The 21,049-nt window shown below is 74.8% G+C and carries 20 protein-coding genes and 2 pseudogenes; 14 read left to right on the top strand and 8 right to left on the bottom strand.

Going from position 1 to position 21,049, the window contains the following annotated elements:
- The first annotated feature begins 21 nt into the window (after positions 1–21).
- On the top strand, positions 22–1,122 hold the full coding sequence (locus ABT048_RS10550; RefSeq protein ID WP_350520952.1) for a calcium:cation antiporter: 1,101 nt from the start codon (positions 22–24) through the stop codon (positions 1,120–1,122).
- Positions 1,123–1,773: 651 nt separating this feature from the next.
- On the opposite strand, the gene ABT048_RS10545 is transcribed toward ABT048_RS10550, so the two are convergent.
- Entirely contained in the window at positions 1,774–2,781 is a 1,008-nt protein-coding gene (locus tag ABT048_RS10545) for an LPXTG cell wall anchor domain-containing protein (RefSeq protein ID WP_350520951.1), read from the bottom strand.
- A gap of 444 nt (positions 2,782–3,225) precedes the next feature.
- On the opposite strand from ABT048_RS10545, the gene ABT048_RS10540 reads away from it, so the two are divergent.
- The 7 genes from ABT048_RS10540 (at position 3,226) to ABT048_RS10510 (ending at position 8,171) form a co-directional block, all read left to right on the top strand.
- Positions 3,226–4,509, top strand: a complete 1,284-nt coding sequence (locus ABT048_RS10540; protein ID WP_350520950.1) for a geranylgeranyl reductase family protein — start codon at positions 3,226–3,228, stop codon at positions 4,507–4,509.
- A gap of 225 nt (positions 4,510–4,734) precedes the next feature.
- A complete protein-coding gene (locus ABT048_RS10535) occupies positions 4,735–5,391 on the top strand; it encodes a TNT domain-containing protein (protein ID WP_350520949.1) in 657 nt (218 codons plus the stop codon).
- 164 nt (positions 5,392–5,555) lie between these two features.
- Entirely contained in the window at positions 5,556–6,158 is a 603-nt protein-coding gene (locus tag ABT048_RS10530; RefSeq protein WP_350520948.1) for a GNAT family N-acetyltransferase, read from the top strand.
- A gap of 198 nt (positions 6,159–6,356) precedes the next feature.
- Positions 6,357–6,800 (top strand): HAD family hydrolase, encoded by a 444-nt coding sequence (locus ABT048_RS10525; protein ID WP_350520947.1) that lies wholly within the window; start codon positions 6,357–6,359, stop codon positions 6,798–6,800.
- A gap of 66 nt (positions 6,801–6,866) precedes the next feature.
- Entirely contained in the window at positions 6,867–7,274 is a 408-nt protein-coding gene (locus ABT048_RS10520) for a DUF3040 domain-containing protein (protein ID WP_350520946.1), read from the top strand.
- Between the two features lie 4 nt (positions 7,275–7,278).
- Positions 7,279–7,575: a PRC-barrel domain containing protein gene (locus ABT048_RS10515; RefSeq protein WP_350520945.1), complete on the top strand. Its 297-nt coding sequence runs from the start codon at positions 7,279–7,281 to the stop codon at positions 7,573–7,575.
- Between the two features lie 11 nt (positions 7,576–7,586).
- Complete coding sequence (locus tag ABT048_RS10510) at positions 7,587–8,171, top strand: type 1 glutamine amidotransferase domain-containing protein (RefSeq protein WP_350520944.1); 585 nt, start codon at positions 7,587–7,589, stop codon at positions 8,169–8,171.
- A 77-nt stretch (positions 8,172–8,248) separates the two neighbouring features.
- On the opposite strand, the gene ABT048_RS10505 is transcribed toward ABT048_RS10510, so the two are convergent.
- The 5 genes and pseudogenes from ABT048_RS10505 to ABT048_RS10485 all read right to left on the bottom strand — a co-directional run bounded on the left by ABT048_RS10505 (position 8,249) and on the right by ABT048_RS10485 (position 11,936).
- Complete coding sequence (locus ABT048_RS10505) at positions 8,249–9,103, bottom strand: ATP-dependent DNA ligase (RefSeq protein WP_350521078.1); 855 nt, start codon at positions 9,101–9,103, stop codon at positions 8,249–8,251.
- 108 nt (positions 9,104–9,211) lie between these two features.
- A pseudogene (gene ligD / locus ABT048_RS10500) lies at positions 9,212–10,081 on the bottom strand (non-homologous end-joining DNA ligase); the annotation flags it as partial.
- Positions 10,082–10,207: 126 nt separating this feature from the next.
- Positions 10,208–10,567: an MmcQ/YjbR family DNA-binding protein gene (locus ABT048_RS10495; RefSeq protein WP_350520943.1), complete on the bottom strand. Its 360-nt coding sequence runs from the start codon at positions 10,565–10,567 to the stop codon at positions 10,208–10,210.
- A 4-nt stretch (positions 10,568–10,571) separates the two neighbouring features.
- On the bottom strand, positions 10,572–10,997 hold the full coding sequence (locus ABT048_RS10490; protein WP_350520942.1) for a VOC family protein: 426 nt from the start codon (positions 10,995–10,997) through the stop codon (positions 10,572–10,574).
- Positions 10,998–11,039: 42 nt separating this feature from the next.
- Complete coding sequence (locus ABT048_RS10485) at positions 11,040–11,936, bottom strand: AraC family transcriptional regulator (protein ID WP_350520941.1); 897 nt, start codon at positions 11,934–11,936, stop codon at positions 11,040–11,042.
- A gap of 202 nt (positions 11,937–12,138) precedes the next feature.
- Between ABT048_RS10485 and ABT048_RS10480 the strand changes: the two genes are divergently transcribed.
- The gene (locus ABT048_RS10480) at positions 12,139–12,573 is read left to right on the top strand and encodes a CBS domain-containing protein (protein WP_350520940.1); all 435 of its coding nucleotides are present in this window, start codon (positions 12,139–12,141) and stop codon (positions 12,571–12,573) included.
- A 266-nt stretch (positions 12,574–12,839) separates the two neighbouring features.
- Here ABT048_RS10480 and ABT048_RS10475 read toward each other — a convergent pair whose 3' ends face one another.
- Entirely contained in the window at positions 12,840–13,736 is an 897-nt protein-coding gene (locus ABT048_RS10475) for a helix-turn-helix domain-containing protein (protein ID WP_350520939.1), read from the bottom strand.
- Between the two features lie 156 nt (positions 13,737–13,892).
- On the opposite strand from ABT048_RS10475, the gene ABT048_RS10470 reads away from it, so the two are divergent.
- Complete coding sequence (locus ABT048_RS10470) at positions 13,893–14,477, top strand: pyridoxamine 5'-phosphate oxidase family protein (RefSeq protein ID WP_350520938.1); 585 nt, start codon at positions 13,893–13,895, stop codon at positions 14,475–14,477.
- A gap of 79 nt (positions 14,478–14,556) precedes the next feature.
- Here the strand turns inward: ABT048_RS10470 and ABT048_RS10465 are convergent.
- Positions 14,557–14,943, bottom strand: a pseudogene (locus ABT048_RS10465) (transglycosylase family protein); the annotation flags it as partial.
- A gap of 648 nt (positions 14,944–15,591) precedes the next feature.
- On the opposite strand from ABT048_RS10465, the gene ABT048_RS10460 reads away from it, so the two are divergent.
- From ABT048_RS10460 to ABT048_RS10445, 4 genes are all read left to right on the top strand, one after another.
- Positions 15,592–16,026 (top strand): universal stress protein, encoded by a 435-nt coding sequence (locus tag ABT048_RS10460; protein ID WP_350521077.1) that lies wholly within the window; start codon positions 15,592–15,594, stop codon positions 16,024–16,026.
- Positions 16,027–16,137: 111 nt separating this feature from the next.
- Positions 16,138–17,592 (top strand): MocR-like pyridoxine biosynthesis transcription factor PdxR, encoded by a 1,455-nt coding sequence (pdxR, locus tag ABT048_RS10455; protein WP_350520937.1) that lies wholly within the window; start codon positions 16,138–16,140, stop codon positions 17,590–17,592.
- Positions 17,593–17,828: 236 nt separating this feature from the next.
- Positions 17,829–18,341, top strand: coding sequence for a hypothetical protein (locus tag ABT048_RS10450; RefSeq protein ID WP_350520936.1), 513 nt, complete (start codon positions 17,829–17,831; stop codon positions 18,339–18,341).
- 598 nt (positions 18,342–18,939) lie between these two features.
- Positions 18,940–20,346, top strand: a complete 1,407-nt coding sequence (locus tag ABT048_RS10445; RefSeq protein ID WP_350520935.1) for a family 2B encapsulin nanocompartment shell protein — start codon at positions 18,940–18,942, stop codon at positions 20,344–20,346.
- The last annotated feature ends 703 nt before the right edge of the window (positions 20,347–21,049 follow it).

Below are 21,049 nucleotides of genomic sequence, written 5' to 3'. Positions count from 1 at the left end.
GCGGTCTGGGATCCTCGCGGCATGATCACGAAGCTCCGTGCGGCTGCCGTGCAATGGACCGTCGTCGTTCCGGTGGTGTCGTTCGTCGTCCTCGCCCTGACCTGGCACGAGGACCTGCCCGGCTGGGTGGTGGGCGTGGTCGCCTGCTTCCTGGTGGGCGCCGTGCTGGCCGCCGTGCACCACGCCGAGGTCATCGCGCACTGGTCGGGGGAGCCGTTCGGATCGCTGGTGCTCGCGGTGGCGGTCACCGTGATCGAGGTCGCGCTGATCGTGACGCTGATGGCCGACGGCGGGGACAAGTCCGCCACTCTGGCCCGGGACACCGTGTTCGCCGCCGTGATGATCACCTGCAACGGGATCCTCGGCCTGTCCATCCTGGTCGCCGCGGTCAAGTACCGCACCGCCGTGTTCAACGCCGAGGGCACCGGCGCCGCACTGGCCTGCATCGCCACCCTCGCGACCCTCAGCCTGGTGCTGCCGACCTTCACCACCAGCTCGCCGGGCCCGCAGTTCTCGACCACCCAGCTGGCGTACGCGGCCACCGCCTCGCTCGTGCTCTACGGGCTGTTCGTGACCACCCAGACGGTGCGGCACCGGGACTACTTCCTGGCCGTCACCCCCGAGGGCCGGGTGCTGGACGAGGAGGACCACGCGAGCCCGCCCACCCTCCGGGCCGCCGGGGTCAGCCTGCTGCTGCTCGCCGTCGCGCTGGTCGCGGTGGTGGGCCTGGCCAAGGGCGTCTCGCCGACCATCGAGAAGGCGGTGGACGACGCCGGACTCCCGCACTCCGTCGTCGGCGTGGTGATCGCCATGATGGTGCTGCTGCCGGAGACCATCGCGGCGCTGCGCGCGGCCGTCCGCAACCGGGTGCAGACCAGCCTCAACCTGGCCCTGGGGTCCGCGCTCGCCAGCATCGGCCTGACCATCCCGGCGGTCGCGATCGCCTCCACCTGGCTGTCCGGCCCGCTCGTCCTGGGCCTCGGCCCGGCGCACATGGTGCTGCTGGCGCTGACGGTCGTGGTGGGCATCCTCACCGTGATCCCGCGCCGGGCGACGCCGCTGCAGGGCGCGGTGCACCTGGCGGTGCTGGCGGGGTACGTGGTGCTGGCGGTGAACCCGTGACGGCCGGTCGGCCGTAGTCCGGGGTGGAAGCTCCTGGCCCGTTCCCCCGTGGGCCAGGGGCTTCCGGTCTTTCGGAGCCGGAGCCGGTGCCGGTGCCGGTGCCGGCGTCGGCGTCGGTTGAGCGGGCGGAGCGGGCGGTGAACCGCCGGCGGCAGGTCGTCCGTTCTGGAGGGCGGAAGCCCCTGGCCGGTTCCCCCATGGGGCCGGGGGCTTCCGCCCTCCAGAACCGTGGCCGTGGAGCCCGTGGAGCCCGTGGAGCCCGTGGCGTTCGTAACGCCGTGGCATTCGTGGTGCCGGCGGTGAACCCCGGGCGGCGGGCCGGCCGTAGGTCAGATCGAGGGCCCCTGGTCCCACCCCCGTGATCCGGGGCCCTCGTCGTCGGCGGCGCCGTCGGCCGTGGCCCGCGCGGGCCACGGGCGCCGCCGTACGACACGGAGCCCCTGGCCCCGCGGCTGCTCGCGGGGTCAGGGGCTCCGTGGTGCCGCGGCTCAGACGCGGCGGGTGCCCGGGGCGGGGTCAGCGCCCCGGGCGGGCTCGGTGTCACGGGGCAACAGTTGCCCCGGCACCAGGTGCATCGGCACCGGGTGCGCTGGCATCCGGCGCCCCGCCTGAGGCATGCCCGGGGACGGGCGGGCCTCAGGCGGAGGTGCCTCAGGCCGAGGTGCGGCGACGGCGGGCGAAGACCACGGCGCCGGCGCCGGCGGCCAGCAGGACGGTGCCGGCGCCCGCGTACAGCAGGGTGCCGTCGCTACCGGTGGTGGCCAGCTTCTTGCCGTCCGAGGGGGCGCCCGGGATCGGGGTGGGGACGCTGACCTTCTTGGGCAGCGGCAGCGGCGCGTCCGGGTTGACCGGGGTGTCGGTGGTCGGGGTGTGCACCGGCACGGTGGCGGTCGGCGGGGTCGACGGGCCCGCGCTCGGGACGTCGGTGGGGGCGGCGGTCGGCTCGCCGGTCGCCGGGGCGGTGGCCGCCGGGGTGGTGGGCGCCGGGGTGGTGGGCGTGGCGGTCGGGGTCTCCGACGGCTTCGCGGTGGCGGTCGGCGTGGCCGGGGCCGAGGGCGTGGCCGGAGCGGACGGGCTGTGCGCCGGCGTGGTCGGCACGGAGGTCGGGCTGCCGGTCGGGGCCTTGGTGGGCGTCTTCGTCGGGGTCGGCGTCCCGGTCGGCGAGGGCTTGCCGGTCGGGGCCGGGGTCTCGCCGCCGCAGTCGACCTTGAAGACCTTCTGCTTGGGGTTGTTGAGCTTGGTGTCCTCGGGCAGCTCGCCGTTGACCAGCTCGACGGACTGCCAGTACAGCTTGTAGTGGCCGTCCGGCAGGTGGATGTCCTCGGTGCGGACGTGGCCGTGGCCGTCGACCGGGATGTCGCCGTACGCGACGAGCTTCTCGTTCGGTCCGCCGCCGACGGTGGTGATCGCCCAGATCACGTCCTGGTTGGCGTCGAAGCCGAAGGAGTCCAGGTAGAAGGTGCAGACCTTGGGCTCGTTGCGGACGTCCTCCTGACCGGTGGCGGCGTCGTGGATCTTGACGGTGCCGTTGTTGCCGGGGGCACCACCCTTGCCACCGCCACCGGCGACGGCGTGCGCGGCGGCGGGGGCGAGCAGCATCAGGGCGGCGGCGGTCGGGACGGCCACCAGGGAGCGCGCGGCGGTGGAGCGGATGTGCATGGGTGTTCCATCGGGTACGGCAGGCCGGGACGCACCTGCGCGGTGGGAGGGAGCCTCTGGTCGGCCGTTCGGCCGGAGCCGGTGCCGTACGACGTGAGGGGCACAAAAGTTCCCGCAGAGAGAAACGTGACGCAAGGGAGGTTTGGCCGAAATGCGTTGCTCTGGTCGGTTGGTCCCGACTAGTTCGTTACAACGATCCGATCACCCGGTTGTCATGGAATCGTGTGCGCTCCAGTCGGTGAGGCGGTCGGCGCCGGTCAACTCCGGGACCCGATCCGGCGGGTGAACCCGTGACACCGACGTGGCCGGTATTGACCGGTCCCCGGGCGCGGCCTGCGTGTCGGGGCGGCGGGCGGGCGCCAGGTTTCTCTATCGTCCGTCTGGAACCGCCCAGTCCGCTGACTCCGCTGCACGTGCAGCCGAGCCGACCCGTGGGAGAGTGCGATGCCCGGCCCCGAGCAGACCGCCGAGGAGAGCGCCGACGTCATCGTGGTCGGCGCCGGCCCGTCCGGCTCCACCGCTGCCGCCCACCTGGCGCGGACCGGCCTGGACGTCCTGCTGCTGGAGAAGTCCGCCTTCCCGCGCGAGAAGGTCTGCGGCGACGGCCTCACCCCGCGCGTCGTCAAGCAGCTCACCGACCTCGGCATCGACGTCTCCGAGGAGGCCGGCTGGCTGCACAACCGGGGCCTGCGGCTGGTCTCCGGCCGGCGCTCGATGGAGTTCGACTGGCCCGAGCTCTCCGCCTTCCCCGGCTACGGACTGGTGCGCCGCCGCGCCGACTTCGACCACCTGCTCGCGCAGAAGGCCGCCTCCTACGGTGCCCGGGTGATCGAACGCGCCAATGTGGCGGGCCCCCTGGTCGACGAGCGGACCGGCCGGATCACCGGAGTCACCGCCAGGCTGGGCGAGGACCGCAAGCCCGTCGCCTACCGGGCCCCGGTCGTGGTCGCCGCCGACGGCAACTCCACCCGGCTGTCCGTCGCCATGAAGCGCTACCGCCGCACCGACCGTGCGATGGGCGTCGCCTACCGGACGTACTTCACCACCCCGCGCCACGAGGACCGCTACCTGGAGGCCTGGCTCGACCTGCGCGACCCGAGCGACCGGACCCGGCGCCTGCTGCCCGGCTACGCCTGGGTGTTCGGCATGGGCGACGGCACCGCCAACGTCGGCCTCGGCGTCCTGGACACCGCCGGCACCGACGTGGACTGGCGGGAACTGCTGCGCCGCTGGTGCGAGGAGCTGCCGCCCGGGTACGGCTACAGCCCCGACGGCGTCACCGAGCCGATCCGCGGGGCCGCCCTCCCGATGGGCCTCAACCGCCGGCCGCACTACGCGGACGGCCTGTTGCTGGTCGGCGACGCGGGCGGCACGGTCAGCCCGGGGACCGGCGAGGGCATCGCCTACGCGATGGAATCCGGCCGCTACGCCGCCGAGACCATCGTCCAGGCCCTGGCCCGCCGCACCGACCGCGGCCGGGAGCTCGCCCTGCGCGCCTACCCGCGGACGCTGCACTCCGCCTACGCCGGTTACTTCGCACTCGGCCGCCTGGCCGCCGACCTGCTGGGGCGGCCCAAGCTGCTCGGTGCCGCCGGGGCCGCCGGCCTCGGCCGCCCGGCGCTGCTGAAGGTGGCGTTCCGGCTCATGGTCAACCTGACCGAGCCCAACTCCAAGGACTCCCTCGACCGGCTGCTCCACCTGCTCGGGCGGGTCGCGCCGGGGCGTTGACCGCGGGACCGCCGAACCGCCCATCCTCGCGGGTGGGCGGTCGTCGTGTCAGGGCTTCGGCCGAATCGGCAGAGGCGAACGGGCTGATGTCAGGGTCATGTTGACGAACGATCAGGTGATCCGATTGCCTGGTGTCGAATCAGCCACGAAGAGTGAGCGGAACGCCCCCTCCGCACACCCCTCCGCGGCTCCCACCCGACCGCCGACCCGTCCGACGGAGACACCGTGCGCCTTCGCCTTCGCCTGCTCGTCGCACCTCTCGCCGCGGCCGCCGCCGTGCTCGCCCCGAGCATCCCCGCCGCCGCGGCCGCCCCGTCAGCCGCCCCCTCCGACCAGTGCTCCGCCGCCTTCCACCACGACGACGCCCGCCTCGGCCCGCAGGACCTGCCGACCACCGGCCGCGTCGGCCGCCAGCTGACCGGCTACCGGCGCACCGGCGGCGCGAGCGAGCAGGCCTTCCTCGCGCACTACTACGACGAGGCCGCCAACGGCGGCAAGGGCGGCTGGATCTACCCGCCCGCCGACGGCTACGTCACCCTGCCCGACGGCAGCCCGATCGAGTTCGACATCACGCTCCACCCCGACCAGAACATCGACCGCTACGGCAGCGAGTACGGCTCCTTCCTCGCCCCCGAGGGCCTGCCCTACGCCAACCGTGCGATACCGCCGCAGAGCCTGGACGGCACTCCGCCGGCCGCCTGCAACTACCACGACTACAAGGTGGTCAAGGCGTTCACGGTGCACGCCGGCCCGATCGCGCCCTGGTTCGACCAGCCCGGCTGGGGCCTGCAGTACCAGCTCGACGCGGCCCTGCTGCCCGCCGGCCCGGCCAGGCTGAACGTCCTCTGGCTGGTGGAGAACGGCTACCTGACCCGGATCTGAACCGCCGTCATGACCGCTCGGCGCGGGGCCCGCGCCCTGCGCCGCGCGGTCACCCCGTCCGTCGGTGCGCGGTCACCCCGTCCGTCGGCGCGCGTGCACTCCGCCCTGCGGCGACCCGGATTAATCGTTGGCGGCCCCGGGCGAGCGGACGATAGGAAGAGCGGGTGACCACCACCAGCGACCCCACCACCGACCGGCGCGTCTTCCGCCCCGCCGTCCTCGACCTCGGCGACGCCCTGCTGCACCCCTGGGGGCGGGCCCTCGACGTGCCCGGCGGGATCGTCCCCGCGCTCGTCGCGGCGTCGACGGACCCGGAGATCGCCCGCTGGAACCCGCTGAGCGCCACCGATCCGGCCGCCGCCGAGGCCTACCTGGACCGCTGCGACGCCCACTGGGCCGACGGCACCATGGCCGGCTTCGCGGTCACCGACGCCGCCGACGGCACCCTCCTCGGCAACGCCTTCCTGCGCTGGAGCAACCAGGCCGACGGCGTCGCCATGATCGGCTACTGGCTGCTCGCCGCCGCCCGCGGCCGGGGCCTGGCCACCCGCGCGGCCACCGCCGTCACCCGCTGGGCCGTCGAGACCGCCGACGCCCGCCGCATCGAGCTGTTCCACGCCGTCGGCAACGACGACTCCTGCCGGGTCGCCGAGCGCGCCGGCTTCCCGTACGAGGGCACCCTGCGCGCCTCGTGGCGCTTCGAAGGGCGCGACTACCAGGACGAACACCTGCACGCCCGGCTGGCCTCGGACCCCTTCGCCGACTAGGGCCGCCCCACCCGGGCGCGGTCACTCCCGTCCCGCCGCTTCCTTCCCGCTGCTTCCGTCCTGCCGTGCCCGTCCCGCCGCGGTGCCCGTTGCACCGCTCCCGGAAGCCCCGGTCCGGCAGGCAGCGCGCCGGGCGGAGGAGCGGCCTAACCTGGAAGGGCGCATACGGCGCGTGGCCTGCGAACGGAAGCGGTGGCCATGACGGTGATCTCGGCGGCTCTCTTCGGTACCGACTGGCGGCCCGCGCCGCCCGGTGGCGCGGACCTGCTGCGTGAGTGCGCCGCCCGGGGCTGGACGGTCGTGCTGACCGGGCCGGGACCCGCCGGGGCCCCGGCCCTGACCGTGGCCGACCCCGGGATCGATCCGGTCCGGGCCGCGCTGGACCTGCTGGACGGCACGCCCTCGCACGCGGTGGCCGTCGCGGGGAGCGTGCGCGAGGTACGGGCGGCGTGGCGGGCCGGAGTGCCGTGCGTCGCCCTGGAGACCGGCGGTGACGCCGGTCCGGAGCTGCGGGCGGCGGGCGCGGCAGAGGTCCACCGCGACGCCGCCGCCCTGTTGCGCGTCCTGGACGACAGCCTGCTGGCCCGTCCCCGGGCCTTCGGACCGGTGGGCGCCGGAACAGGCGGTGCCCGGAACGGTTAGCGCCGGCCCGCACCGGGAAACCGAGCCGGTGCGAGCACGTCACCGGAAGTGTCGGAGGTGACCGAGATGGACGGTCCCGCTTTGAGCGGATGGGAGCGGCGGCTCCTTGAGGAGATCGAGTCCGATCTGCGCCAGGACACGCGGCTCGACCGGAAGCTGAGCACGATGGGCGCCAAGCGGCCCAGCCGGGTCCGGCGCGTGCTCCGCGCCGTCGGGCGCCGGGCCACCGCGGGGGTGGTGCTGACCGTCCTGGTGATGACGGCGATCTGCCTCGGCGTGGGCGCGCGGACCCCGACCACCGCCGTGCTGGCCGCGCTCGCCGTGGTCTGGGCGGCCACCGTGGCGGCCGCGGTCGCCACCTCGGAGCTGCTGCGCCGTCGCAGCGCCGCCCGCGAGGGCCGGATCGAGACCGCCGACGCGGAGGAACGCCGCGAACGCCGTGAACGGCGGCCCTGGGACCGACCGGAGGCGTGACGCGATGACCACCGACCTCTGGGAGCACCGCCCGGGCTCCCATCCCGCCGCCGACCCGGGCCTGGTCGGGTACGAGGTGCAGGCCACCGACGGCCCGGTCGGCACGGTCGAGCAGGACACCGGGGACCACCTGCTGGTCGACGCCGAGCCCTGGGTGCCGGGCACCCGGGTGCTCGTCCCGGTCGGCGCGGTCGCCCGGGTCGACCACCTCGTCCTCGCCGTCCACCTCGACTGCCCACGGGCCAGGCTCAGCTCGGCTCCGCCCGCCGCCGTCGACCTGACCGCCCCCCGCCCGCGCTGAGGCCCGGCGCCATGCCCTGGCCGTCCACCACGCTCACCGGCCGGACGATCGCCTTCCTGGCCGCGCCGTACGGGGTCGAGCAGGCCGAGCTGACCTCCCCCTGGCAGGCCGTCGCCGAATCCGGCGGCACGCCGCGCCTGCTGTCCACCGCGAAGGGCCGGGTCCAGGCCGTCCGGCACCGCGCACCGGGCGACACCTTCGCCGTGGACGCCCTCGTCGCCGAGGCCGACCCGGCCGACTACGACGGCCTGATCCTGCCCGGCGGCGTCGCCAACCCCGACCACCTGCGCCTGGACCGCCCAACGGTGGCCTTCGTACACGCCTGCTGCGCCGGCGGCCGCCCGGTCGCGGCGATCTGCCACGCGGCCTGGACCCTGATCGAGGCCGACGCCGTCCGGGGCCGCACCCTCACCTCCTGGCCCAGCCTGCGCACCGACCTGGTCAACGCCGGCGCGCACTGGGTCGACGAACCGGTCCACGTCTGCCACGACGGACCCGGCCCGCTCGTCACCAGCCGCAAGCCGGGCGACCTGCCGCTCTTCGAGGACGCGCTCGTCACGGAGTTCGCCCACGCCACGGCCAAGCGGCACAGGTAGCAGCGGCACCGGCGTGGAAGCGGCGGCGGGCAGCGAGCGGCGGGACCGCAGGCGGCTCCATCGGCGGGGGAGCGGTCTCAGTCGCCCCGGAGGCGGACGAAGGTGGCGCTCGGCGGGCGGCCGGTAAGGGTGAGTTCGGCGCGCAGCGGTGCGGTCAGGGGGTGGACCGGGCCGTGGTCGGGGTCGGTGCCGGCCGGGCCGAGGAGGGGGCGGACGACGTCGGCGACCTCGCGGGACTGGACGGGGGTGAGCCGGGGGGTCGTCAGGAAGACCCGGCCGTCGTCGAGCCGGAGGACCAGCGCGTGCGGGTGGGCGGCCGGGCCGGTGACGGCGCTGACGGTGGCGTCCAGGGTGTCGCTGCGGCGGTACTTGACCCAGACCCGGCCGGCGCCGCTCGGCCGGTAGGGGGAGGCGGCGGCCTTGCAGACCAGGCCCTCCACCCCGGTGTCGGCGAGCTGCTCCATCCACTCCAGCGCCTCCGCCCGGTCGGTGGTGGCCAGCACCGGCTGGACCGGCGGCGGGACGTCCGCCAGCGCCGCGAGCAGCAGCCGGCGGCGGTCGGTGAGCGGGAGCCGGCGGACGTCGCGGCCGGGCAGGGCCAGCACGTCGAAGGCGATCAGGCCGAGCGCGACGTCCGTGGCGGCGGCCCGGGCCCGGCGGGTGCGCAGCAGCTCGCCGAAGGCGAACCGGCCGCCGCGCCAGGCGACCAGCTCGGCGTCCAGCACCAGCCCTTCGGGCAGCCGGGCGACGGCGTCGGCGATCGGCGGGAACTCGGGGGCGAGGTCGCGTCCGCTGCGGGACTGCAGGACCGGCGGGCGGTCGCCGCGGGCGAACGCGACGCAGCGGAAGCCGTCCAGCTTCAGTTCGTACTGCACGCCACCGCCGCCCAGTCCGTCGGTGGGCGGCACGGCGGTGACGGCGGCGGGGCGCATCACCTCGACGGGCGGCTGCAGGACCTGCCGCACCTCGCGTGCCCGCCGGGCTGCCAGCTGCCCCCTTCTGTCGCGTGCCGACTGCCGCGGCCCGGCTGCGGGGGCGGTCGGCAGCGGGCGGGCCTGCTCCGGGGCCAGCAGCGGGGCGAACAGGTCGCCGTCGGCGGCCAGCCGGTCCGGGACCTCCGCGAGGGTGAAGGTCAGGTCGCGCTCCCCGCCGGCCCGCTCCAGCTCGGCCCAGGACAGCGGGGTGGAGACCGTCGGCAGCGGCCGGGCCCGCAGGGTGTACGGCGCGGCGGTGGTCTTCTTGGCGTTGTTCTGCGACCAGTCGACCAGCACCCGGCCCCGCCGCCGGGCCTTGGCCATGGTGTGCACCGCCAGCTCCGGGTGCTCGGCCTCCAGGGCGGCGGCGAGCTCCTTCGCGTACGCGGAGACCCGGGTGCTGGGCGTGGGCTCGATCGGGACCAGCAGGTGCAGGCCCTTGGAGCCGGAGGTCTTCACCCAGGCGGTGAGGCCGTCCGCCGCCAGCCGCTCGCGCAGCAGCAGCGCGACCGCCCGGCAGGTGAGGACGTCCGCGCCCTCGCCCGGGTCGAGGTCCAGCACCAGCCGGTCGGCGAGGGCGGGCGCGGCCGCGTGCCACTGCGGGACGTGCAGCTCCAGGCAGCCCAGGTTGGCGACGGACAGCAGCGCCGCGCCGTCCTCCAGCACCACCTGCCGCAGCTCCCCGGTGTTGCTCGGGACCTCGACGGTGCGCACCCAGTCGGGGGTGCCCGGGGGCGGGTTCTTGGCGACGAAGACCTCCGCCTCGACCCCGTCCGGGCAGCGCAGGAAGGAGACCGGGCGGTCGCGCAGGTGGGGGAGCAGCGCGGCGTGGACGGCGGCGTAGTAGCGCAGCACCTCGCCCTTGGGGGTTCCGGTGCGCGGGTAGTACACCTTGTCGAGGTGGGAGAGCGCGAGGGTGCGCCCGTCCACCGTCATCTGCGGCACGGTCCGTCTCCGAAGCCTCCGGTGGGTGGCCCCCGCAGTCAGTCTGCCGCGGTTCGGCGGCCACCGCCCGGGGCCGGCGGGCGCCTCCCGGCGCCGGCCCGCATGGGGGCGCGGCGGTCACCCTCCGGGGCCGACCAGCGCGTGGGCGTCCGCGACCAGGTCCTCGATCCGGGCCCAGTCCGGCGCCGGCCCGTCCAGGTACACGCCGAGCCAGCCCCGGTGCCCCACGTACGGCGGCCGGAAGTAGCGGTCGGGGGCCTCCGCGACCAGCCGCCCCTGCGCCCCGCCGGGCGCCGCGCACCAGAAGCCGAGCCGGTCGTCGTGGTGGTGGTCCGAGAGCATCACGAAAACCCGGGCCCGGCGGCCGGAGCCCGCGAACCAGGTCGGCTCCCCGTGGCTGACCCGCTCCTCGACCTCCGGCAGCGCCAGGCAGAGCGCCCGCAGCCGGTCCACCGGCCCGCGGGCCGCCCCGGGCACGGCGCTACCCCGCGGCGGGCCGGGGCGCGCCCGGGTAGGTGCCGAAGTACCAGCGGTTGCCCTCGGGGTCGGTGGCGGCGAAGTCGCGCGAGCCGTAGTCCGTGTCGTGGAGCCCGGTGGTGATCCGGGCGCCGGCGGCCACGGCGCGGGCGTGCAGGGCGTCCGGGTCGGCGGTGACCACGTAGGCGGTGAAGCCGCCCGGCTTGCCGGGCCAGGGCGAGTCGCCGTCGGGCGTCTCGCGGTCCGAGCCGAGCATCACGCCGCCGCCCTCGGGCCAGGCCAGCTCGGCGTGGGCGACGAACTCGCCCTCACCGTAGGCGACGACCTCCCGGAAGCCGAAGGCCTCGACCAGGAAGCGGATCAGCGCCCGGGCATCGGTGGCGCGCAGGCTGGGCCAGACCTGCGGGGCGGGGGTCTCGGTGGCGTCCATGGCTCTCTCCTCGGGATCGGCTCGGGTGGGTGCGGGAATCCGCTACGCCTCCCACTCTGCGACCGCCCCGGCGGTGCCGCCTTGGACGTTTCGGAACTTCGCCGCGTCCGGGCCCTCCGCCGCCAGCCAGGCGCTCGGCGCCGCCCCGGCCAGTGCGCGGAACTCGCGGGCCAGGTGCGCCTGGTCGAAGTACCCGCAGCGCACGGCCAGTTCCGCCAACCGGGACGGCGGGTCCGGGGCGGCCAGCAGGTGCCGGGCCCGGTCGAAGCGGATCACCCGGGCGGCGGCCTTCGGCGTCAGCCCGGTCTCCCGCCGGAACCGCTCCTGCAGGTGCCGGGCGCTCCAGCCGGTCTCCCGGGCCAGCGCCGCCACCGGCAGCGCGCCGCCGCTGCGCCGCAGGGCCCGCCAGGCCCAGCCGACCTCGGGCGGCACCTGCCCGGACGGCCGGGCGGCCCGCAGCAGCGCCCCGTCCAGCACACCGAACCGATCCTCCCAGGTCCGTGCGGCCCGCAGCCGGTCCTGCAGCTGCGGGCCCAGCCCGCCGAGCACCTCGTCGGCGGGGACGTCGATCCCGGCCAACTCCCCGGCGGGCAGGCCGAACAGCGCCCGGGCGGCGAGCGGGTGGACGGCGATCTGCACGCCGGACTGGGCACCCTCGTGGGTGATCAGCGCGGGGGTGGTGTGCAGGCCGCCGAGCAGGGTCGGGTAGCTGCCGGGCGGTTGCGCCGGGTCGGGGTGGCCGGCGATCACCAGGGGTTCGTCGAGGGTGAGGATGAAGGTCAGGTGGGGGGAGGGCAGGCCGCGGTGGACGGCGGGGGCGAGGCCGCGCTGCCGGTAGCCGGAGTACCAGGCCACGTACGGGCGCAGCGCGGTCGCGGGCCGGGCCCGGACGGCCTCGTCGACGGTCCCGGCACCGGGCCCTGCGGTGTCCGTGGTCACCCTCCCAGTATCGGCGCTCCCACGGGCCGGGCGCCGGGTCGCCGGGCCGGCGCGGCTGCCGCTCCGGCGGGTCCGGCGCGGTCGCGGACCGGCGCGGCGTTGCTTATGGTGAGGGCGCGGTCACCCCGTTCGCGCCCGTGTCGGGCGCGGGGGCGCGCCGTTCCGGGGGGATGCGGGGGGAACCACCGACGAAGGAGTCCCCGTGACCACTGCCCGAGACATCATGCACACCGGCGCCCAGTGCATCGGCGCCCACCAGACGCTGGCCGAGGCCGCGATGATGATGCGCGACAAGAACGTGGGCGCGTTGCCGATCTGCGGCGACGACCAGAAGCTGAAGGGCATCATCACCGACCGCGACATCGTGCTGCGGTGTATCGCCGAGGGCAAGGACCCGTCCAAGATGACGGCCATGGACCTGTCCGGCCACCTGCACTGCGTGCGCGCCGACGACAGCATGGACATGGTGCTGCGCAAGATGGAGCAGCACCAGATCCGGCGCATCCCCGTGATCGACGGGGAGCGGCTGGTGGGCATGATCAGCGAGGCGGACCTGGCGATGGGCCACCGCGACGGCCAGCGGCTGACGGACCAGCAGATCATCGACTTCATGGACAGCGTCTACATGAAGCAGTGACCCGCCCCGGCGGCCCGCCGCCGTGGCCCGCCCCGGTGGCCCGCCGCCGTGATGCGTCGCGGTGATGCGTCGCGGTGACCCGCCGCGATGACCTGACGCAGTGACCGGGCTCGGCCGCCACCGAGTCGAGCCCCGGCCCCGTCCGCGCCCGTGAGCGTGACCGGCCGGCCCCCCGTGCCGGCCGGGCTCTTCGAAGGTGCCGGACGGGGCCGCCGTGCGTCTTGTAAGAATGCGCACGCGCTCCGGAGCGGGGCCGGGGGCCCGGCTCAGGCCACGCCGGGGTCGAGGAGGGCGCTGGTCACCCGCCCCGCCACCCGGTCGGTGGGCTCGGGCAGGGTGCCGGTGCCGGTGCGGGAGGCCAGGAACTCGCGCGGCGAGCAGCCGACCATGCCGCGGAAGTTCCGGTCGAGGTGGGACTGGTCGTAGTAGCCGCAGAGCACGGCGAGGTCGGCGCCGGTGGGGCGGTCCGCGCGGGCGGCCAGGACGCCGAGGGTGTGCTGGAGCCGGAGGATCCCGGCGGCCTGCTTGGGGGCCAGCCCGAGGTGCTCGCGGAAGCGCAGTTCCAGTCGGCGGCGGCTCCACCCGGTGCCCTCGACCAGAGTGTGGATCGGGACCATCCCGTGCGAGCGCCGCAGTCGGTGCCAGGCCCAGCGGACGGACGGCTCCCAGTCCGGGCCGTACGCGAACAGCGCGGCGAAGTAGCCGTCGAGCATGGCGAACCGGGCGGGCCAGCTCGGGGTGTCGGCGAGGCGGTCGGTCAGCGCGCGCAGCCGCGGACCGAGGACGTCCCCGGGCTCGGCCCACTGCCCGCCGAGGTCGCCGGCCAGCGGACCGAACGCCCGGAAGGCGCCCTGCGGGGTGAGCGAGACGGCCAACCCGTGCAGGACGCCCGAGTGTTGGGCGATCGTCGCGGTGCGGCGCAGCCCTGCCACGACCGATCCGAAGGAGGCGGCGGGCGCGGGGGAGACGGCGTCGGTGAGGCGCATGCTGCCCTCGAAGGCGAGGGCCACCGTGACCACGTCGGTCGGCACTTCCAGTCGGCGGCGCGGCTGCCGCAGGTCCAGCCGGTAGCCGCGGTAGCCGAGGACGTACCGGCGCAGCGGTGCGGCGGGTGTGCCGAGGACCATCCCCGGCGCGGTCGGCGGGACGGTGCTCCGGGACATATCGACTCCCGTGCTGGGCGGGGTGGGTGACATGTACGCAGACCATTCTAGGGCCCGTCCTCGAACTCCCCGGGCCCGGGCCGACGGCGGGTCAGGTGGGTCTCACGGAACGGATTCTTCTTTCCCGCCAGTCGAGATGCGTGCACAATCGCGCACATGGGAAAGCAGTACGAATCGATCGACGGCCGACTGCGCGCCTTCATCGAGCGCCAGCCGGTCTACTTCGTGGCGACGGCCCCGCTGGCCGCCGACGGGCACGTCAACCTCTCGCCGAAGGGCCGTTCCGGCACCCTCGCGGTGATCGACGAACTCACCCTCGCCTACCTGGACTTCGGCGGGTCGCAGGCCGAGACCGTCGCCCACCTGCGGGAGAACGGCCGGATCACCCTGATGTGGTGCTCCTTCGAGGGGCCGCCGACCGTGGTGCGGGTGCACGGCACGGGCGAGGCGGTCTTCCGGGACGACCCGCGCTTCGCCGGGCTGCTCGGCCACTTCGACCCGGCCGCCGACGGGTCGGGCCTGCGGGCGATCGTGCTGGTCAAGGCCGAGCGGGTGAGCGACTCCTGCGGCTACGCGGTGCCGTTCATGGACTACCGCGCCGACCGCGACCTGCACGCGCAGTACTTCGACCGCAAGGACGAGGAGGAGTTCGGCGCCTACTGCGAGCGCAAGCCGCTCGTCGGGACCAGCCTCGACGGGCTGCCAGCCCTCCCGCTGCCGCTCCCGGCCCGGCCGGCCTGACGGGGCCGGAAGGCGCGGGGACGACGAAGCCGCCGCATCCCGTGGGGGATGCGGCGGCAGCGTGGTGGTCCTACTTGCCCAGACCGGCCTTGACGGAGCAGATCGGCCAGGCGCCCGGGCCCTGGGCGGCGAGGACCTTCTCGCCGATGGAGATCTGCTGGTCCTTGGTCGCCAGGTCGGCGCGCGGGGCGAAGGAGGTGCCGCCGAAGGCCGCCCAGGTGCTGGAGGTGAACTGCAGGCCGCCGTAGAAGCCGTTGCCGGAGTTGATGGCCCAGTTGCCGGTGGCCTCACAGGCGGCGACCTTGTCCCAGACGCCGGCCGGAGCGGCGGAGGCGCTGGTGGCCGTGACGAGGCCGGCCACGGGCAGGGCGGTGAGCGCCCCGGCCATCAGAGCCATCCGGACGCGGTTGCGGCGCTTCGGGGTGGCAGTGGTGGTGGCAGCGGCGGTCTCGTTACGGAAGGTCATGGATTTCCTTTCGGAGGGTTGCGAGCGCGCGGAACCAGGCCCTCGGAAGGCCGGTGGTTTCGGGGACACGTCACTCGCGTGGTTCGGCACCGTTCCTGCTCGGTGGGCGGGCGGTGAGGCCTGTCCGGAGCGGATCGCTCGGTGCAACGGGTTCGAAGTTACGGGTCCGGTCGGGGCCGATTCAAGGATTCGAAGGTTTGGGCACGTCAGAGGCCTGTTACCGGAAGTAAGGATCAAGGAATTGTGCTGATTTCGCCCGATTTCCATCTATTTCCAAGATCAAACCCCCCGGTGAAGTGGCCCGGGCCACAGCGAAAGTGCTGTGAGGCCGCGCACATCGTCGACAGCGCGTGACGGCCCGCCCGCCGCCGGTGCCGGATCCGCCGTGCCCGCCGCCGCCCCGGGTGGCCCGCACCACACGGCTCACCCGGAGTGCCCCCGGCGCTCACGCACGGTGCCGCGCATAGCCTCGTGGCCATGAGCCAAGAGAGCGATGCAGCGGGTGCGGCGGGCGCGGGGGCTGCGGATGCCGGTGCGGGAGGGGCGGGCGGGGCCGCGGTGCCGACCGGGCCGACCGGACCGTTCGGATCGGCCGGACCGTTCGGAGCCGAGGAGCACGAGGCCGCGGCCGCACCGCAGGGCTTCGAGCTGGGGACCGACGGGCCCAAGGTGATCCTGGCGGGGCTGGACGGCTCCGACTCCTCCTGGCGCGCCACCGCCTACGCCGCCGGACTGGCCCGCCGGCAGGGCGCCGTCCTCGCGGTGGCCTACATCCAGCCGATCCTCGCCGCCGCGACCGCCCTGGCCGGGGCCGCGGTGGAGGAGACCACCCAGGAGGTCGCCGAGGAACTGCTGACCGCCCTGCGCGAGGCCGAGCTGCGGGTGCGCGAGGTGTGGAAGGTGGACTGGCGGTTCCTGACCATGCGCGGCGACGCGTACGGCGGGCTGGCCAAGCTCGCCGACGAGCTGCGCGCCGACGCCGTGGTGGTCGGCGTCTCCGAGCAGGCCGGGCACAAGGTGATCGGATCGGTGGCCGTCCGACTGGTGAAGGCGGGCCGTTGGCCGGTGACCGTCGTCCCCTAGGCATGGAACTGCCGGGCGTCGGTGGCTCCGGACCCGATGGAACGGGGGCCGGAGGGCCCCGGGCCGACCGGCCGCAGGGCGGGAGCGGGGCGGCGGGTAGGGTGCGTGAACATGACGGACACGCGGGGCACGCACCTCTCCGAGCCCGCCCACCCGACCGGCAGCGACCTGCACCTCGACCTCCCCGCCACCGGCGGCCGCCGCGCCGCGCTGATGACGGCCCTGCGCGAGGCGATCCGCAGCGGCAGACTGGCACCCGGCACCCGGCTGCCGCCCTACCGGACCCTCGCCGCCGACCTCGGCCTCGCCCGCAACACGGCCGCCGAGGCCTACGCCGAACTCGTCGCCGAGGGCTGGCTGACCGCCCGTCAGGGATCCGGCACCGCCGTCGCCGAACGGGCCGAGCCCGTCCCCGCCACCCGGGCCCGCCGCCCCTCGCGCCGCCCCGGGCCCCGGCACGACCTGCGCCAGGGCCAGCCCGACGCCGCCTCCTTCCCCCGCACCGCCTGGCTGGCCGCCGCCCGCCGGGCCCTCACCGCCGCGCCCAACGAGGCCTTCGGGCCCGGCGATCCGCACGGTCGGCGCGAGCTGCGCACCGTGCTCGCCGACTACCTGGCCCGCGCCCGGGGGGTGCGCACCGATCCGGACCGGATCGTGATCTGCTCCGGCTTCGCCCACGCGCTACGACTGCTCTTCGACGGCGCGCGGCCCGTCCTGCCGCCCGCCGAGAACGGCCCGCTGGCCGTCGAGGCGTACGGACTGGGCTTCCACCGCGGGCTGCTGGCCACCGCCGGGGTGACGGCCGTCCCCTTGCCGATCGACGAACAGGGCGCCCTCGTCGACGAGTTGTCGCAGCACGGGGACGTCCGTACGACCCTGCTCACCCCCGCCCACCAGTTCCCCACCGGCGGCCCGCTGCACCCGGGCCGCCGCGCCGCCGTGATCGACTGGGCGCGCGGCCGCGGCGGGCTCGTCCTGGAGGACGACTACGACGGCGAGTTCCGCTACGACCGTCAGCCGGTCGGCGCCGTCCAGGGCCTCGATCCCGAGCGGGTGGTCTACCTCGGCAGCGCCAGCAAGAGCCTCAGCCCCGCGCTGCGCCTCGGCTGGATGGTGCTGCCGGACCACCTGGTCGACCGGGTGCTCGCCGCCAAGGGCGAACGCGAGGGCTGGGCCAGCGCGCTGGACCAGCTGACCCTCGCCGAGTTCATCGACTCCGGCGGCTACGACCGGCACGTGCGCCGGATGCGCCGCCGCTACCGCGACCGCCGCGACCAGCTGGTGGCCGCGTTGGCGGTGAGCGCCCCGCACGTCGAGGTGTCCGGCATCGCGGCCGGCCTGCACGCCGTGCTGCAGCTGGAGCCGGGCACCGAGCGCTCGGTGCTCAAGGCCGCCGCCTACCGGGGCCTGGCCGTCGACGGCCTCGCCGACTTCCGGCACCCGGCGATCGCCCCGGCGGCCATGCCCGTCGTCGACGGACTGGTGGTCGGCTACGCCACTCCGCCCGACCACGCCTACCCGGCGGCGCTCGCGGCGCTCTGCGACATCCTGCCGCCGTCGGCCTGAACGGGGCCGGAGGCGGCGGCCGGTGGCGGGGGAGCGGAGGCGCCGGGGACCGGTGGGGAGGCAGGGCGCCGGGACGGCGGCCGGGCCGGGCGGCGCGAAGCATAGGCCCCCGGACGTTCGGGCGGGGCCGTGACCGGACCGACCGGTCCGCCGTGTCCGCTCGTCGCTCCTGCGTCGGTACGGAACCGGGCGGCGGCGGGCAACCCCGGCGGTGCCCCGGCCTACGCTCCATGGTCATGCGCAGAACACATCCGATCCGCGCCGCGCTCGTCGCGTGCCCGGCCCTCGTCGTCGGTCTGCTCCTCTCCGCCGCTCCCGCCCGGGCCGACTCCCCGCTGCCCCTCACGGTCGTCTCCGACCGGCAGACGACCGTCCGCGGCGGCGAGTTCACGCTCACCCTGACGCTCAGCAACCCGTACGACACCCCCATCCAGTTCGTCTACCAGAGCGTCCAGGAGACCTACGGGACCAGCCTGGAGACCGGTCTCAGGTTCACCGAGACGGCCTGCGGCACCCAGACCAACGGCTGCAGCGACAACGTCCACGGCGGCATCGCCCGGTACGACGTGCCGCTCGGACCGGGCGCGAGCAGCACCTTCACGGTGACCTACGCCATCGCCCCCGACTCGGCCTGCGGTGACGCCACCCGGATCGACTTCTACTCCTACCTGTACTACGAGTACAACGGAGGACTGAACAACAACTCGGGCATCGTCGACGTCCCCGGCACCCAGGTCGCCTGCGCCTGATCACGAGCGACCCCGACCGGCCCCGGGGTCCGACCCCGGCGTCCCTCCCCGGTGCACACCCCACTGTGCATCCCCGTACCCCCGTCAGGTGCCGGCCTCCCCCGTGCCGGCACCTGACGGGCTCTTCCGCGCGGCGGTGGCGGGCCCGGCGCGCGGTGGGCCCCGGTGGGCCGGGCGGTTCGGTTCGACCCCGTACGGCACCGGCCGTAGACGCCCCGAAGCGGGTCCACCGGTGTGCCGGGTTGACGCCGGGCGGTGGGCTCCGAGCCGGCCTGCGGGGGCGTGGCCGGGACGGGGGAGCCGTTGGCGGAGCGGGGAACCGCCGGGGTGAACGGATGTTCCTCCGGTCCTCGGCGTGATGGGGGCGGACCGCGCGAGATTCACCCTATCGGGGGGTACTGGGCGTCCGTACGGGCTCGGCCGGGTCCTGGTGATCTAGGGTTCCGGAGGGGCCGCCGCCGGACGGTGGCCTCACTCGCGATACTTCGCCAACGCCCCCACCAGTCTACGGATCTGATGATCCGTCACGGCATGTGCCCCAGGGCGGTTCGTATGGCCCTGGCCGCGTGACCCGACCACAGGAATGGAGACCCTGCCGATGCCCGTGGACACGAGCCCGGAGACAGAGCAGGTCAAGCAGCAGAGCCTTGCGACGGCCGCTGCCCGCAACCTTGCCACCACGACCAAGTCCGCACCGCAGATGCAGGAGATCACCTCCCGCTGGCTGCTCAAGGTGCTCCCCTGGGTGCAGGCCGCCGGTGGCGCGTACCGGGTCAACCGCCGGCTCACCTACGCCGTGGGCAACGGCGTGGTGGAGTTCATCAAGACCGGCTCCCAGGTCCGGGTGATCCCGGCCGAGCTGGGCGAGCTGGCCCTGCTGCGCGGCTACGAGGACGAGGACGTGCTCACCGCCCTCGCCGACCGCTGCCAGCAGCGGGACTTCGGCCCCGGCGAGGTGCTCACCACCCAGGGCGAGTCGGCCGACCGGATCTTCCTGATCGCGCACGGCAGGGTCAACCTGGTGGGCACCGGCAAGTACGGTGACGAGACCGAGATCGGCGTGGCCGCGGACGGCGACCGCTTCGGCGACGACGCGCTGCTGAACCCGGACGCCGCCTGGGACTTCACCGCCAAGACCGCCACCTCCGGTGTCGCCCTCACCCTGTCCCGGGCGGACTTCGTCGCCATCCGGGACAACGCGCCGAGCCTCCAGGAGCACCTGCAGGCGTTCCTGGCCCTGCCGCTGCAGGCCCAGAACGAGCGCGGCGAGGCCGAGATCGCCATGTCGGCCGGCCACCACGGCGAGTTCGAGCTCCCCGGCGCCTTCGTGGACTACGAGCTGAAGCCGCGCGAGTACGAGCTGAGCGTCGCGCAGACCGTCCTGAAGATCCACACCCGGGTCGCGGACCTGTACAACCAGCCGATGAACCAGACCGAGCACCAGCTGCGGCTGACCATCGAGGCCCTGCGCGAGCGGCAGGAGCACGAGATCGTCAACAACCCGGAGTTCGGCCTGCTCAACAACGCCGACTTCGACCAGCGGATCCAGACCCACTCGGGCCCGCCCACCCCGGACGACCTGGACGAGCTGCTCAACCGCCGCCGTGACCCCGACTACCTGCTGGCCCACCCGCGGACCATCGCCGCGATCGGCCGCGAGTTCAACGCCCGCGGCCTGTACCCCACCCACGTCGACCTCGGCGGGCAGCAGGTGCCGGCCTGGCGCGGGGTACCGATCCTGCCGTGCAACAAGATCCCGATCACCAAGGAGAACACGAGCTCGATCCTGGTGATCCGTACCGGTGAGGACAACCAGGGCGTGATCGGTCTGCACCAGACCGGCATCCCGGACGAGTACCAGCCGTCGCTCTCGGTCCGCTTCATGGGGATCGACGAGAAGGCGATCATCTCGTACCTGGTCAGCGCCTACTACTCGACCGCGATCCTGGTGCCGGACGCCGTCGGCGTGCTGGAGAACGTGGAGATCGCGCACCGTCGCCACTGATCGCGCACAACAACGGGCGCGGGCCGTAACCGGCCGGGCTCGATGATCGTTTGACCTGATGACGGACGGCCCGCCCCCCGGAAGGCGGGCCGTCCGGCTGATCGCGTCCGATCGTTTCTGGTCGTGCCCGATCGACTTCTGATCGGGGAGCGACCGCTGTCGGCCGTTCCGCCGGTCCTACGGCGATCCGTCGACCGGAGCCCTACCGGTCCGGTCCCGATGCGTTCCGCCCGTTCCGTCCCCAGGTGATCCGAGAGGTGTGTGGAGCCCATGTCCCAGCGTCGGCAGTTACGACGGATACCGCTGCACGGCGGTGGGGCGGCGGCCTCCGGGCGGTGGACGCGGCTGGCCGGTGCCTCGGTCGGCGTGGTCGCGATGTGCGCACTGGTCACCGGCGCGACCGCGTCCGGGGCCGAACGCCACGGAGGGCACTCGCACGGCACGTCCGTCGACACCTGCGTCTGCACCCGGACCGACGTGTCGGTGTCGGTGGGGCCGGGCGGCAGCGTGGGCGTCGGGGTGGGCGTGGACGTCCAGGTCGGTGTCAGCGTCGCGCCGAACGCCGGCACCGGACACCACGACGACCACAAGCCCCCGGCCGGACACCACCACCACCCGTGTCCGACCCCGACTCCGACCCCCACGCCGACCCCGACCCGTACGCCGACCCCGACCCCGACCCCCACTCCCACGCCAACGCGTA

This window comes from Kitasatospora sp. NPDC096140 (genome assembly GCF_040303045.1).
Lineage (GTDB): Bacteria > Actinomycetota > Actinomycetes > Streptomycetales > Streptomycetaceae > Kitasatospora.
This window is presented reverse-complemented; position numbering and strand designations above follow the sequence as displayed.

Coding starts and splice junctions, on each gene's coding strand:
- ABT048_RS10550 (WP_350520952.1), top strand. CDS start 22: ATGATCACGAAGCTCCGTGCGGCTGCCGTGCAATGGACCGTCGTCGTT.
- ABT048_RS10545 (WP_350520951.1), bottom strand. CDS start 2,781: ATGCACATCCGCTCCACCGCCGCGCGCTCCCTGGTGGCCGTCCCGACC.
- ABT048_RS10540 (WP_350520950.1), top strand. CDS start 3,226: ATGCCCGGCCCCGAGCAGACCGCCGAGGAGAGCGCCGACGTCATCGTG.
- ABT048_RS10525 (WP_350520947.1), top strand. CDS start 6,357: ATGACGGTGATCTCGGCGGCTCTCTTCGGTACCGACTGGCGGCCCGCG.
- ABT048_RS10520 (WP_350520946.1), top strand. CDS start 6,867: ATGGACGGTCCCGCTTTGAGCGGATGGGAGCGGCGGCTCCTTGAGGAG.
- ABT048_RS10515 (WP_350520945.1), top strand. CDS start 7,279: ATGACCACCGACCTCTGGGAGCACCGCCCGGGCTCCCATCCCGCCGCC.
- ABT048_RS10510 (WP_350520944.1), top strand. CDS start 7,587: ATGCCCTGGCCGTCCACCACGCTCACCGGCCGGACGATCGCCTTCCTG.
- ABT048_RS10505 (WP_350521078.1), bottom strand. CDS start 9,103: ATGCGCCCCGCCGCCGTCACCGCCGTGCCGCCCACCGACGGACTGGGC.
- ABT048_RS10490 (WP_350520942.1), bottom strand. CDS start 10,997: ATGGACGCCACCGAGACCCCCGCCCCGCAGGTCTGGCCCAGCCTGCGC.
- ABT048_RS10475 (WP_350520939.1), bottom strand. CDS start 13,736: ATGTCCCGGAGCACCGTCCCGCCGACCGCGCCGGGGATGGTCCTCGGC.
- ABT048_RS10470 (WP_350520938.1), top strand. CDS start 13,893: ATGGGAAAGCAGTACGAATCGATCGACGGCCGACTGCGCGCCTTCATC.
- pdxR (WP_350520937.1), top strand. CDS start 16,138: ATGACGGACACGCGGGGCACGCACCTCTCCGAGCCCGCCCACCCGACC.
- ABT048_RS10450 (WP_350520936.1), top strand. CDS start 17,829: ATGCGCAGAACACATCCGATCCGCGCCGCGCTCGTCGCGTGCCCGGCC.
- ABT048_RS10445 (WP_350520935.1), top strand. CDS start 18,940: ATGCCCGTGGACACGAGCCCGGAGACAGAGCAGGTCAAGCAGCAGAGC.